This is a genomic window from Synechococcus sp. RS9902, assembly GCF_014279635.1.
In the GTDB taxonomy this organism is placed as follows: Bacteria; Cyanobacteriota; Cyanobacteriia; order PCC-6307; family Cyanobiaceae; genus Parasynechococcus.
Genome location: NZ_CP047949.1, coordinates 1,614,193 through 1,627,786 on the forward strand (window position 1 = coordinate 1,614,193; position 13,594 = coordinate 1,627,786).

Annotated in this window: 11 protein-coding genes; 6 read left to right on the top strand and 5 right to left on the bottom strand. The window is 63.2% G+C overall.

Going from position 1 to position 13,594, the window contains the following annotated elements; all coding sequences use genetic code 11:
- Positions 1 to 2: 2 nt before the first annotated feature.
- From SynRS9902_RS08980 to SynRS9902_RS09000, 5 genes are read right to left on the bottom strand one after another with little or no spacing between them, the layout of a single operon-like run.
- Positions 3 to 590, bottom strand: coding sequence for a triacylglycerol lipase (locus SynRS9902_RS08980; RefSeq protein WP_186508874.1), 588 nt, complete (start codon positions 588 to 590; stop codon positions 3 to 5).
- On the bottom strand, positions 587 to 958 hold the full coding sequence (locus tag SynRS9902_RS08985) for a dihydroneopterin aldolase (protein ID WP_114988319.1): 372 nt from the start codon (positions 956 to 958) through the stop codon (positions 587 to 589). The genes SynRS9902_RS08980 and SynRS9902_RS08985 overlap by 4 nt, the downstream gene beginning before the upstream one ends.
- Positions 958 to 2,265 carry a glutamate-5-semialdehyde dehydrogenase gene (locus SynRS9902_RS08990; RefSeq protein WP_186508875.1) on the bottom strand — a complete coding sequence of 436 codons (1,308 nt, stop codon included), beginning with the start codon at positions 2,263 to 2,265 and terminating at the stop codon, positions 958 to 960. The genes SynRS9902_RS08985 and SynRS9902_RS08990 overlap by 1 nt, the downstream gene beginning before the upstream one ends.
- An 8-nt stretch (positions 2,266 to 2,273) precedes the next feature.
- Positions 2,274 to 3,182, bottom strand: a complete 909-nt coding sequence (locus SynRS9902_RS08995; protein WP_186508876.1) for an ROK family protein — start codon at positions 3,180 to 3,182, stop codon at positions 2,274 to 2,276.
- Between the two features lie 3 nt (positions 3,183 to 3,185).
- Positions 3,186 to 7,634: a translocation/assembly module TamB domain-containing protein gene (locus SynRS9902_RS09000; protein ID WP_255446084.1), complete on the bottom strand. Its 4,449-nt coding sequence runs from the start codon at positions 7,632 to 7,634 to the stop codon at positions 3,186 to 3,188.
- A gap of 66 nt (positions 7,635 to 7,700) precedes the next feature.
- Here SynRS9902_RS09000 and SynRS9902_RS09005 point away from each other — a divergent pair, with 66 nt between their 5' ends.
- From SynRS9902_RS09005 to glgB, 6 genes are read left to right on the top strand one after another with little or no spacing between them, the layout of a single operon-like run.
- Entirely contained in the window at positions 7,701 to 8,138 is a 438-nt protein-coding gene (locus tag SynRS9902_RS09005; protein ID WP_186508877.1) for a Ycf51 family protein, read from the top strand.
- Complete coding sequence (locus tag SynRS9902_RS09010) at positions 8,138 to 8,539, top strand: DUF4332 domain-containing protein (RefSeq protein ID WP_186508878.1); 402 nt, start codon at positions 8,138 to 8,140, stop codon at positions 8,537 to 8,539. The genes SynRS9902_RS09005 and SynRS9902_RS09010 overlap by 1 nt, the downstream gene beginning before the upstream one ends.
- Before the next feature lie 16 nt (positions 8,540 to 8,555).
- Positions 8,556 to 8,867 (top strand): hypothetical protein, encoded by a 312-nt coding sequence (locus SynRS9902_RS13690; protein WP_255441943.1) that lies wholly within the window; start codon positions 8,556 to 8,558, stop codon positions 8,865 to 8,867.
- Positions 8,857 to 10,461 carry a CocE/NonD family hydrolase gene (locus tag SynRS9902_RS09020; protein ID WP_186508879.1) on the top strand — a complete coding sequence of 535 codons (1,605 nt, stop codon included), beginning with the start codon at positions 8,857 to 8,859 and terminating at the stop codon, positions 10,459 to 10,461. Before SynRS9902_RS13690 ends, SynRS9902_RS09020 begins: the two co-directional genes overlap by 11 nt.
- A gap of 10 nt (positions 10,462 to 10,471) precedes the next feature.
- Entirely contained in the window at positions 10,472 to 11,182 is a 711-nt protein-coding gene (locus SynRS9902_RS09025) for a DUF3887 domain-containing protein (RefSeq protein ID WP_186508880.1), read from the top strand.
- A gap of 60 nt (positions 11,183 to 11,242) precedes the next feature.
- Positions 11,243 to 13,540, top strand: coding sequence for a 1,4-alpha-glucan branching protein GlgB (gene glgB / locus SynRS9902_RS09030; RefSeq protein WP_186508881.1), 2,298 nt, complete (start codon positions 11,243 to 11,245; stop codon positions 13,538 to 13,540).
- Positions 13,541 to 13,594 lie beyond the last annotated feature (54 nt).

Genomic DNA, 13,594 nt, shown 5'->3' on the forward strand with positions numbered 1-13,594 from the left:
GCTCAGGCGCGCAAGCTGCTGCAGAGCCGTCGAATCGCGGCGGGGTGGCTGATCAGTTGCTGATGGGTCCAGACCGGAATTTCCTCACACCGGCCCAAGGGCAGAACGGCCCTCCAGCCGGGGCAGACCATCAGATCCCAGCGGCAAAAGAAACTGGAGCACTCGACCCCAGCCAGGGCATCGGGTTGGCGATTCAGCTCGCGCAGCAGGCGACTTCCCACTTTCATGTCTGCCGCACCGGCCAGGAGCGGACGGGGAATCATCTGTGCAGCCAGGGTGCCCTGCTGCGGGCTGCCCACACTGAGGAAGCGCCGGGTGCGCTGCACCCCCCCCAGTTCCTGCAGCCAGATCCTGCCGATCACGCCCCCCATCGAAAAACCCAGAAGATCAACCCTGGTGTCAGCACAAAAGCGCTGCTGGATGTGCTGATCCAGGCGAGAGGCCAGCTGCCGGAGGGGAATCCAACCCAGACCATGGGGCAGATGCGGCGCCAGCAGCGGGCGATCGGGCTGGTCCAACCCCTGAATCAATCGGTGAAACAGGCGGGGCGTGTCCCAGAGACCATGGACCAGCACCAACGGGATGCTCACAGGGCTGATCTGCCGCCATGGCGGGAGCGTTCCACGAACACGCGGCCGTTAAATCCTGGAACCGGTGCAGCACATTTGGTGAGCCGCAGCCAGACCGGGATGGGCCCGTACAACGTTTCCAGCCGATCCAGCATCTGCTCGCTGAAGTGCTCGATCGTGAGGCAACGAACCTGCCGGGACAAGCCTTGCAGGGCCTGAATGGCCACGCCGTAGTCCAGGCTCCGGCTCAGGTCGTCGGCTACGGCAGCAGCCTTCAGATCGAGTTGAACACTGAAATCAAGGCTGAACCATTGGCCATCCCGACGTTCGTGTTCCAACACCCCGACGTGGGCCCACAACCGCAGGTCCCTCACACCGATGCAATCCATCAGAGCGGCCGATCGATGTGGGTGAAGACGCGGCTGCCGTTGGCGTAGTCAGCAGCGATGTGGCCCTCGCCGCGCAACCGATAGCGGTAGGTCACCAACCCTTCCAGACCAACGGGTCCACGGGGCGGCAGGGTCTGGGTGCTGATGCCCACCTCAGCGCCGAATCCGTAACGGAACCCATCGGCGAAGCGGCTGGAGCAGTTGTGATAGACGCCTGCGCTATCCACCGCCGCAAGGAAACGATCAGCCGCCTGGGCATCCTCCGTCAGGATCACTTCGGTGTGACGCGAGCCATAGGAGCGGATGTGATCGGTGGCTGCCTCGAGATCGTCCACCAGCTTCACCGCCAGGATCAGATCCAGATACTCCGTGCTCCAGTCCTCCTCCGTGGCCGCTTCCGCCACACCAAGGGCCACACTCTCAGCATCGCCCCGCAGCTGCACCCCGGCAGCAGCGAAGGCCGGCAGCGCAGCGGCGAGGAAAGGCTGCGCAATCGAGCGGTGCACCAGCAAGGTCTCAATGGCGTTGCAGGCGGCGGGGTACTGGCTCTTGCTGTCCACCGCCACCCGAACGGCTTTGTCGACGTCGGCCGCCGCATCCACGTAAAGGTGGCACACCCCATCGGCATGGCCCAGCACCGGAATGCGGGTGTTGTCCTGGATGAAGCGCACCAGTTCGTTGCTTCCCCTGGGAATGATCAGGTCCACGAGGCCATCGAGACGCAACAAGGCCAGGCTTTCTTGACGGGTGGTGAGCAGAGCCAGGGCATCGGCAGACACCGGACTGGCCGCCAGGCCTGCCTGCAGGGCCTCCATCACAGCCTCATTGGTGCAGCGAGCCTCACTGCCCCCTTTCAACAGAGCACCGTTGCCCGAACGGATCGCCAGCGAGGCGATCTGCATCACCGCATCCGGCCTGGCTTCAAAGATCACACCGACCACCCCGAGCGGAACGGAGACCCGTTCCAGCACCAGGCCCTGATCCAGCTCTCGATGCAACTGACGACAACCCAGCGGGTCACTGAGGCTGGCCACCTTGCGGACGCCATCAATGGCCGCCGCCAACTTGGTGTCATCCAGCTTCAGCCGCGCCATCAAAGCCGGCGCCAACCCCTCGGCTGCAGAGCGTTGGAGGTCTTCACGGTTGGCCGCGAGGATGCTTTCCGCACGGTCGGTCAGCGCGTCCGCCATCGCCTGAAGCGCCTGAGCTCTCTGACCGTCATCGGTCTGCCCCAGATCAACAGCAGCACGGCGGACAGCCGCGGCACGCTGCAGCAACGCAGCAGAAGGCTCTGGAACGCTGGACATCAAGGCAATCAATCTGGAGCCATCATCCCGTTCAGCCGCTGCAGAGCGAGCCGCGCAGCCCCCAGGCGTCCAGCGCCGTTCCCCAGACAGGCGGCTTCGATCCGCAACCCCTCCCTTGAGACGGCCTGAACCCGCGACTCCACCTCGCGGCGCACCGCCGGCAGAAAGTGGCGGGCAGCACCGGCCAGGCCGCCACCCAGCAACACCAACTGCGGCGTGAACACGTACACCAGCGAAGCAACGCCACAGCCCAGGCGCTCGCCGTAACGGCTCCAAACCTCCAGGGCCTCCGGATCACCAGCATCGGCCTCTGCACTGAGCTCGCGGGGATCGCGATCACACAAGCGCCGCAGGCCGGTGATGCTGGCGAACTGCTCCAGGGAGCCACGGTTACCGCTGTTGCAGGCCGGACCATCGGGCTGAACCCCGATCAGACCGGGTTCCGCTGCAGCACCGTTGTGGCCCGTGAACAACTCACCCCTGAGAAGCACCCCCCCTCCCACACCGGTTCCGAGGGTCAGCAGCACCACATCATCAACACCACGGGCGGCGCCGAGCCAGGCCTCACCGACCACCGCACAGTTGCCGTCATTGGCGAGGGTGACCCGGCGGTTGAGCCTGGACTCCAGCCAATCCGCCAGCGGCACGTCCTCCCAGCCGGGCAGGTTGATGCAAACCCGGGCCACCCGAGCCGCCGCATCCATGGGACCAGGGAGGCCGATGCCGACCGCCTCAACCGCATGCTCAGGATCAATCTGTTCAATGGCTTCACACAGGGCCATCGTCACGGCGCCAGGTACGGCGGGCTGCGGTGTGGGGCATTGCGCCTCCACCAGCACCGTTCCATCAGCACGAATCCGGGCCAGCTTGATCGCCGTGCCCCCGAGATCCACTCCAATCACCTGCGCGGTAGGCATGGCTCAGAACCGGAAGAACACCTGCAACTGGCTCTGCCAGGTGCCATTGGCATCCATGGCCGCGGAGACTGACGTGGTCGGTGTCAGCCGATAGGAGACCGTTCCTTGTGGAGGAACGTCGGTTGTGTTCGGTGCCATCAGAACGGAAAGGTTGAACCGGTCGGTCAACGCCACACCAAACTCCGTCACCACTGTGAGTGTTGGTGAAACACGGCCGGAGGTGCGCTCCTTCTCTGATTTCACCTCGGGGTTGACGTAGGTGGGGAAGATCGCCACCTGAAGCCGTTGCCCCATGGCATCGGTCAACGTGCCCAGCACCGGTGAGAGCAGCGACTGACTCAGCATCGTGGCCAACGCGGCGCCACCGGTTCCACCCAGGGAAGCCAGAGTGTTGCCACCGATCAAACCCAACAGCTGTTGCTCGCTCATCGGTGGCGAGCTGCGCAGGACCAGGTTGTTGCTTTCACCCAGACGGTTGGCCGGGCCGCTGACCTGGACCATGACCTTCACCAGCCGCAGTTGACCACCGCCGACATAGGCACTGCCCGTTCCATTCGAAGCAAAGAGGTTTGCGCTGGTGATCTGATCGTTGGTGCCCGCACTCACGGTGTCGGCGACCCTGGCTTGCATGGCGATATCCACGTAGGGGACAAGCCCCAGCGAAGGCGTGAACACCGCTGCATTGGCCGCCTGTGGGTCCAAACGCAATGGCGCCAGAGGAGGAACCCAGATCCTGCCGGAATTGAGCTGGATCAAACCTCGTGCCTTGAGCGAGGGATCCAAGGGGCCGTTCAACGTGACGGCACCTCCCCCTTTGAAGCTGATCCAGGGGGGCATCAGCACCTCGATATCAGGGCCGAGGGCCAGCCGAAGGTTCTCAAAGCGGATGGCCGGCAGTTTCGGCATGAACCGTTGCAGCTGATCCGGAGCTTGGATGGATCGGTTGGGACCCATCAGGACCAAAGGTTCCTGGAAGTCCCACTCCTCCTCCAGAAGTGTGTTCAACGCCTGAGGACCGAGCTGCACCGCCGCTGAGGAGCCCTCCACCCCGGTGGGTACCAGGGCTTGAAGCCCGCCCCGCCGCAACCGTCCGAAGAAGCCGGACTGGGGCCGAAGCGTGCCCCGCGACAGGTCCAGATGTCCGGAGAGGACGGGTTGCACCAACGCTCCAGACACCTGCAGTTCGCCATCGGCCTGGAACTGCACGATCGGCTGTCGAATCTGAGCTTGGCTGAGTTGCAGGGTGAGCGGTGAAGACTCGCTCTGGGGGGTGAACAAGCCAAGGCTTCCTGAACCGCGCAACAAGCCGCCGCGGCCCACTTCAGCCTCCAGGCGTTGCACCAAGACGCGATCGAAATCGAACAGGATCGAGGCGTTGATCCGACTCAGCTCCTGTTCACCGATGCTGAGATCTCCATTGCTGACTACGACAAAGCCATTGGCTTGCGGTTGGTTCAACGGCCCGCGCAGCAACAGCCGCAGATTGGTGGTACCCCGCTTCACGGCCAGGGAATCCCCAGCCAGAAGCGTCAACACGCCAAGGGCATCCCCATGGCTTTCCAGCCTCAGGTTCAAATCCGAATCGGGGTTGAAGGGCACCGTGCCGGCCACGGTGACGGCTTCCTTGCTCTCGCCTCCCTTCAGGGCCAGGTTCAGGCGGATCAACTCACGCTCAACGACAACCGATCGCTGCTCCAACTGCAGGGGCTGGCCCGCCAAGCTGGCGGAGTCGACCAGCAGATCGGAAACCAGCAGGGGGGCCGTTCCGCTGAGGTTGTAGCGGCCGCGGATGCCAACACTGCCGCGGAGCTGCGGCGGCACAGGAGCCAACAACGCCAGCAGAGAGAGCGGAACCTGCAGCAGGGAGAGGTCACCGGATCCACCGAGCAACGGGCCGCGAAGCGTGGCGACCATCGGTTCAAGCTGGAGTGCCTTGGCCTGGTCATCCCCTTCAATCCAAAGGTGCGCCTTGGCGATCAGATCGGCCTTCAGGCGCTTTGGATCAGGACCGTCGATCGTTCCCGACAGATTGACCCGCCCCTCCAGACGCTCCAGCTCAGGGCCCTTGCGGGGGTGAGCCAGGGCATAGGCCTCAAGCGCCCGGCGCGATGCCGCCAGAGCTTGCAACTGACCATCAAGCGACCCACCAAAGGTGTTGATGAACAGGGTTCCGAGATCCTCGGCACGGCCGGGGGCCAGGCCCGGTTCGGGATCGCTCCCTCTCAACTGACGGGCAAGAAGCGTCAGCCAGGTGACATCCAGGCCTTCGGCCTCGATGCCGCTGTGCATCCAGCCACCTAGATCGCCACGGGCCTTCAGCCGAATGCTGCCCTGCAAGGGCGTCAGTGCTGCATCGGCCTGAAAACGGCCATCCCCGAGGGAACCCTCCAGCTCGAGGCTCTGCACGGCAACTCCCGCCATCGAGCCGTCCGCAATGACGGCAGACCCACGGATCGCGAGGGGGCCCATGGCAAGGCTCCCTGCACCCGAGAGCTGACCTGCCACCGCTTTGGGCTGGTTGACCGGCGGCACGATGAAACGAAGTCCATCGATGTTGAGGTCCGCTGCACGCCAGCGGTAGCGGCGTTGCTCTCCAGCCGGATCCAGCCCGTGCAAGCGCAACTGCCCCTCACCCCGGCGCAAGAGCACGGTCTTGGGCCAAGCATCGGCATCGAGTTCAGCCACGAGCGAGCCGGGCACGACAGGCTGCTGGGCCGCCATCGCCAGACGAGCACCACGGCCCAGTTCACCGTTGAGGCTGCCTTGCCAGCGTTCGGGAACCTGCAAGGCACCAACGCGGGGTTGATTCAGCGTCAGGCTGATGTCGGGCTGAAGCCCCGACAAAGGACCCTTCACGCGACCCCGCGCCGCCACCTGCCCGCCCAGCGGCGTACCGATCAAGGGGGTGAAACGGCTCAGGCTGAAAGGTTGGAGTTCAAAGCCGCTCTGAAGCTCACCGGTTTGCAACCGCCCCTGCGCCAGTTGCACAGGAAGGCGCGCTTCCGCCCGCAACAGCGGACTGGTGAAGTGATCCAGCACCAGGGCGGAGTCCTGCGAGGACCATCGGGTCTGAAACGACCACTCGTCAAGCAACGGGTTGGACGCCTGGCCAAGCTTCAGGCTCAGCTCCGGTGACGCCAACCCACCACTGAGGTCGACGCTTCCAAGGAGCGGAGCGGTTTGGCCCAGTCCGGCCTGCAGGGTCGGCAGCGCAGACCAGAAGCGGGGATCGATCTGCAGCTCCGTGCTGCGCAGATCCAATTGGGATCCAATCGTCCCGGCCAACCCGAAGCGCAGTCCCGGGGCACTGAGGCGGAGTCTGTCCACGGCAACAGACGGTTGCTGGTCTTTCAACCAGGGGGTGCGCCACAGAGCGTCCAGCGTCAGGGCTGTGTTGAGCCCTGTGACCTCAGGCAGCTGGATCTCACCATGGGCACTCCACCGGGGCTCCCCCCAGGGGCCCTGGATCCTGAGCTTCAAAGGGTCCTGGCTTGCAGAGCTGAGGTCTGTACGGCGAACGTCAGCCTGGAGATCAAAGCTCTGGTTCAAGGCAACGGACCCTGAGGCCCGAACCTCAAAGGCTCCCAAACGCAGTGTTGCGGGCTGCAGCTTGAGTTGATCGCCCTTGCAAGCGACCCTGAGGCGATTGCTCTTCAGCGCAGCGAGTTCGAGACGCTTGAGGCTGAGCCCACCTCGACACTTCAACGCCCCATCGGCCCAGCCGATCTGAACATCTCCCTCCAAGGTTCCAGAGGCATCCAGATCCTGAGCGGGGGCGATGACGGCCCCCAACGGTTTCAGGTTGAGCCGATCCAGCCGCGTACGAAGCCTGAAGCGAGGGCGATCCCAATGCCCTTGTGCATCGAGCCGCAGCACCCCTTCTGAGTCGAGCCAGCGAAGTTCCGATGCGGTACTGAAAAAAGCCTCCCCGAGCCGCACTGCGCCCCGACTACGGAGTTCAAGGGTCTGCTGCTGAGGACCGAAACGGAGCAATGCAGGATCGGCCAACCGGTACTGCACGCCAAGTCGCGGCAGAGTGCCGTCGCCGCTCAGGGGCCCAAAGGTCCAGTACCGACCAGCCTCATTGGCCTGCAACTGACCACGCAGCCTGTGCACCGTGATCTGCAGAACCGGCTGCAGACGCCGAAGACTCGCCAATGGAGCAAGGCCGACCTCCAGCCCCGCCAGGCTCAGCTCAGAACGATCCGCCGCCGACGGCAAGATTCGACTCGGCCCGATGGCGATCCCCAGGCCCAAGGGGCGAAGTCCTTCGTAAGGGCCAAGATCCACATCGTGGCCCAGAGGACCCGACAACGTGCGCTCCAAGCTGGGGCGCGCCCGGCTCAGGATGCCTTCGGCAGCGCGGTCAAGGGCGATCAAGCCTGCTGCTCCAGCCCCGACCAGAACAAAACTTCCCGCAACCAACCAGGTCCTGCGCCGCGTTTTCACCATCAGACGCGGCGGTCTCCCCGGAATCTCGCGCAATATAAGGAGACTGTTTTCAGTCCACCAGACCCCATGGCCTTCGATCAGCTGCTGCTTACTGCCGCTCCCTGGCTGGGTTGGTCTGGGCTTGGGCTTGGAGCACTCACGGCAGTTGCCTTCCTCACCAATTGGGGCATTCGGTTTCGACTGGTCGGCGTGAGCAGCTTCACCCTGCTACTGGCCGTGAGTTGCTGGGCATTCGGCGTGAGCTACACACCGCCAGTGGTGGTGGAAGGTGCGGTGCGGGCACCGATCGTGTTCGATAACGGCAACGACCTGGTGGTCGCCCAGGTTCCTGCCGACCTGGCCCCAACCACAGTTCAAGCCACTCTGGAGCAATTGGAGGGCAACCTGCGCGGCTCAGGTCGCTCCAGCAGCACCGTGCTGGTGCGGTTGCGGGGCATCCAGCCGGAGGGCGATGGGCTGGGACGCCCCGTCATCCTGGGCGAGGTGAGCAAGACCTTGCGTTGATGCCGAACTTCAACGACGCGATCAAGGAGCTCCCCCAGTCGTTTCGCAGGGAACAACAGGAACTGGATCGGGCCGGTATCAAGTGCTGGTCCAGCATTCGTGATCTAACGGATCTGCAACTGAGCCAACTCGCCCGCAGTGGCCAGGCTTCGGCCCGAAACCTCAAGCGGCTGCGGGGCATGGCCGATTTGGTCTGCCGCTTGGATTTGCCGCCCCAGGACGCCGCGCTGCTGATGCATGCGGGCATCGCCACGCCCACCGCTCTGGCGGCATGCACCCCTGAACGTCTCGTGCGCCAGACCGGAAGGCTGGAGCGAAGCCTTGGAACCAAACGGCCTGCCGTGGTGGATCTGCGGGTGGCCGACGATTGGATCCGCCGCGCCAGGCAAATGGCGAACTGACCCCAGCCACCCTGCCTTGGCATCCAAACCTGCGTATGAACCTGTTATGGGCTTGAAACTCCTACGCACAGCTTTGATCGCTCTGGCGCTCCTGGGCTCACCATTGCTCGTGGTTGCCGCTGACTCGGACTTGCTCAACAGCGTCAAACGCAATCCTGAAAAAGCAAAGGCCATGTGCCGTTCGTTCCGGCAAATGAACGCCAACGGCCGATCGCCATTCTCCAAGCCATACATCAACCAGGTCGCCGCCAGCGAGAAGCTGAGTTTTCAGGATGCGGAAATCCTCATGACCTACATCGTGGGGATGCATTGCGCCGATGTCCGCTGAGACCAGCGGAATTGTCTGCCAGTCTGCAGCGCTGAGGACGGCCGATGGCGTGGTGCTGCGTTCACGGTTGTGGCATCCAAGCGGCGAAGGCCCCTGGCCTGCCCTGCTGATGCGGCAGCCCTACGGGAGCCGCATCGCCTCAACCGTCACCTACGCCCACCCCAGTTGGTGGGCGTCCCATGGCTTCCTGGTGGTCGTTCAGGACGTCCGAGGACAAGGCGAGTCGGAGGGACGTTTCCGGGGGTTTGGTCAGGAAGCAGCCGACACCCCCGCCACCCATGCCTGGGTGCGGCAGCTGCCGGAATGCAATGGACGCCTGGGGGTCTACGGGTTTTCGTATCAGGGCCTGACCCAGCTCACCGCAGCGGAATCGGCCCCACCGCCGGAGTGCACAGCTCCGGCGATGACCGGCCTGGACGAACGACGCCATTGGAGTTGTGAAGGCGGTGCCCACTGGTGGCACCTCGGCCTGGGATGGGGGCTGCAGCTGGCGGCCCTCCAGGCCCAGCGACGCGGAGATGCAACGGCCTGGCTGGAGATCCGCCGAAGCCTTGAAGACAACCGCTATTTGCGGGACGGACCAACCCTGCTGGAGCGCCATGACCCCGAAGGCATGGCCTGGAGCTGGTTGAACAACGACCCCAGCAACGATCAGCAGTGGACGGTTCATCACGCCCCGGAGAGCTGGCTCCAGCGGCCGATGCTGTTGATCGGTGGATGGTGGGATCCGCATCTGGTGGGTCTGCTGGACCTCTGGCATCGCAGCCAAGCGGCCGGCGGGCAGCCCTCCCTGCACATCGGGCCGGCCTCCCATCTGCAGTGGTGGCCGGAAACCCAGCAGCTGATGCTTCAGTTCTTCCAACAACATCTGCAGGATCGCCCCCCGCAGGAACCTCAGCCCAGTCACCAGCTCTGGAACATCACCCAGCATCAGTGGAACGCGATCCCCGCACCCGCCACGGGCAGGTCAGCGTCATGGGGACTGCGGAGCCATGGACTGGCCTGCATCGACCCAAGTGAAGGCGCCCTTGTGGCGAATGGAGAAGGAGAAGGAAGCGTGGTCATCGTTCATGACCCCTGGCGACCGGTTCCGGCCATCGGGGGACACCTCGGAACAAACCCTGGCCCCGCTGAGCGCACGGCCGTGGATCAACGCAGCGACGTTGCGACATTCACCACCGCACCCCTGGTCGATGAGCTGCTGCTGTCAGGTCAACCGCACCTCCTATTGGACGCCGAAGCGGACCAGCCCGGGTTTGATCTCTGCATCAGCCTCTCGCGCCTGCCCGCGGAAACCAACAGCGTTGATCAACTGAGCACGGGAGTCGTACGGGTTCGCGGAGAGGAGGCGTTGCAGCCAGCCAGGCGCAGCGTGATCCTCCAGCCGCTGCACGCGAGCCTGGCTTGTGGCGATCGACTGAGGATCTCCGTTGCTGCAGCAGCGTGGCCCGCCATTGGCGTCAACCCTGGCCACGATGCCGTTGCCTGCGGAGCACCAAGCCCAGAGCATCGTGTGGTGACGCTGACACTGAAACTTGCTGGCTCCACCCTGCAGCTGAACCCCTTTGATTCCGGCAGACTGAAGCTCGACTGACGTTTGTGCTTTGAAGCTCTCCGCTGCCCTGCTGGCCATCGCTCTGTCGGCTCCCATGGGGTTGATCAGTCCCGCAGCAGCGGAGCAACTCACCAGAACCGAACTCACCCCAGCCCAGGCAACAACGGCGGCTGAACTCCTGCTGGAGGCGCTCAAAAATCGCCAGGGAGACGTCATGCATGACGCTCTCGCAGCCCCGGTTCAGACCAGCGTTGATATGAACACCGTCCAGGCACGCCTGAACCAACGCGCGGCCATTGATGCAACCCGCGTTGTCAGCGTGACCCCTGGCTACAACACAACAACCATCGATGCGGTGGTGACCACTGCATCCGGTGACGAAGGGGTGCTGATGGTGCTGGATGAGGACGGCAAACTGCTCGCCTGGAAGTGGAGCGACCGGATCCAGCCGATCGAGACAACGGCCCTCGACTTCACCCGCGACCTGGCAGCAGGACGCTGGATTGCCGCGCGATCCAAGATGTCCCTCCAACTCCAGGAGGAGCTGGCCCCGGGAGATCTGGAACGCAAATGGACCAAGCTCAGCCAGGTGTCAGGTGGGTTCCGCAAGGTCAAGGACGCTGTGATCGCCCATCAAGGCGGCGATCAGCAGCTCGTGCTGGTGGCTGTCGCCTTCGGCCAGGCCACCACCAACCTGTTCGTGATCTTTGACGCAAGCGGTCGGATCATCAACGTCGACATTTCCCGAGACTTCGTCTGATCAACAGCGGATCTGTTTCGTAAATCGGGCTTAACATCTCGCCCAATTCACAGATCTCCCATGGGTGTCGCCGCAGTCCTCGACTGGATGGTGCAGGACGGCGAACGGTTGGCGAATTGTCGCCATGACCACCCGTTTGCGGTGCTTGGTCCTCAACCCTCGGATCAGGGTTGGACCGTGCGGATCTGGATGCCGGAAGCCCAAACAATCACCCTGTTGCAGGCTGGCGACGAGATCGCCATGACAACGCCGAACCACCCCTGGGTGTTCGAGGCACAGCTCAACAGAGACCCCGGCTGCACTTACCGGGTCAGGGTTGAGCGGGGCGGGATCGTGCACGAACAACACGACCCCTGGGCCTTCCGCGGCGAATGGATGGGCGAAATGGATCGCCACCTGTTTGCTGAAGGCAACCATCACCACATCTGGCAAAAGATGGGTGCCCACCTCACCGAGCGTGACGGGGTTAGGGGTGTGATGTTCTGCCTGTGGGCGCCCAGCGCTCTCACGGTCTCCGTGATTGGAGATCTGAATTCATGGGATGGACGTCACCACCCCATGCAGCAGCGCGTCGGGGGCATCTGGGAACTGTTCATCCCCGGCCTCGAGGATGGACATCTCTACAAGTACGAAATCCGTACCCAAGAAGGCCACTGCTACCAAAAGGCTGATCCTTACGGCTTCCAGCACGAGGTTCGCCCGGACAACAGCTCCGTTGTGGCTCGCCTGGGCGGATACCAATGGTCCGATCAGGGCTGGATGCAGAAGCGCGACAGCAGCAACGCGCTCGATCAACCGATCTCGGTGTATGAAATGCACCTGGGCAGCTGGATCCACGCCTCAGCGGATGAGCCCTGGATTCAACCCGACGGCACCCCACGGACGCCCGTTCCTGCCGCGGAGATGAAACCCGGCGCTCGCCTGCTCACCTACGCCGAACTCGCCGATCGCCTGATTCCCTACGTCAAGGAGAGGGGCTTCACCCACATCGAGGTGATGCCGATCACCGAGCATCCCTTCGACGGCTCCTGGGGCTATCAGGTGACGGGTTGGTATGCCCCCACTAGCCGTTACGGAACGCCCGATGAATTCCGGGCCTTCGTGGATCGCTGTCACGCCGAAGGCATCGGCGTGATCATCGACTGGGTTCCGGGCCACTTCCCGAAGGATGCCCACGGCCTGGCCTTCTTTGATGGCACCCATCTCTATGAACACAGTGATCCCCGGATCGGAGAACACAAGGAATGGGGAACGCTGATCTTCAACTACAGCCGCAACGAGGTTCGTAATTTCCTCGTCGCCAACCTGGTGTTCTGGTTCGAGCAGTTCCACATCGATGGCATTCGCGTGGATGCCGTGGCCTCGATGCTCTATCGCGACTACCTGCGTCCCGACGGGGAATGGCTGCCCAATGAGAACGGTGGTCGGGAGAACACCGAAGCCGTTCGCTTCCTGCAGCAGGCCAACCATGTGCTGTTCCAGCACTTCCCAGGGGCCCTCTCGATCGCGGAGGAATCAACCACCTGGCCGATGGTGACGCAGCCTACGGACAGCGGCGGCCTCGGATTCAACCTCAAATGGAACATGGGTTGGATGCACGACATGCTCGATTACTTCGAGCTGGACCCGTGGTTCCGCCAGTTCCACCAGAACAACATCACGTTCTCGATCTGGTACACCTACACCGAGAACTTCATGCTGGCCCTGAGCCACGATGAAGTGGTGCACGGGAAGAGCCATCTCCTGCACAAGATGCCGGGAGATGACTGGCAGAAGTACGCCAACACCCGGGCGTTGCTCTCCTACATGTGGACGCACCCCGGCAAGAAGACAATCTTCATGGGGATGGAATTCGGCCAGCGGGCTGAATGGAATGTGTGGGGCGATCTCCAGTGGGATCTGCTCAACTACGAACCCCACAAGGGCATCCAGCGTTTGGTGGATGACCTCAACGTTCTCTACAAAGCAGAACCGGCTCTCTGGCGGGACGACTTCGACCAGTTCGGCTTCCAGTGGATCGATTGCAACGACAACCGCCACTCCGTGATCAGCTTCATGCGTCGGGAGAGTGCCAGCGGCACCTGGCTGGTGGTGGTGGCGAACTTCACGCCCCAAAGTCACTCCCACTACCGTGTGGGCGTTCCTCTCTCTGGGTTCTACGAGGAGATCTTCAACTCCGATGCAGCCAAGTACGGGGGAAGCAACCTCGGCAACATGGGCGGCAAACCAACGGACGAGTGGGGCATTCACGGTTACGAGAATTCCCTTGATCTCTGCCTGCCACCGCTAAGCCTGATGGTTTTCAAGCACGACCCGAAACGCACCCTGAACAGCAGCGAGCCGGACAACATCGTGTGACGAACGTGATGACAAAGAGGGTGTAAAGCTCTAGCCAAGGCCTCGATTCGGGTA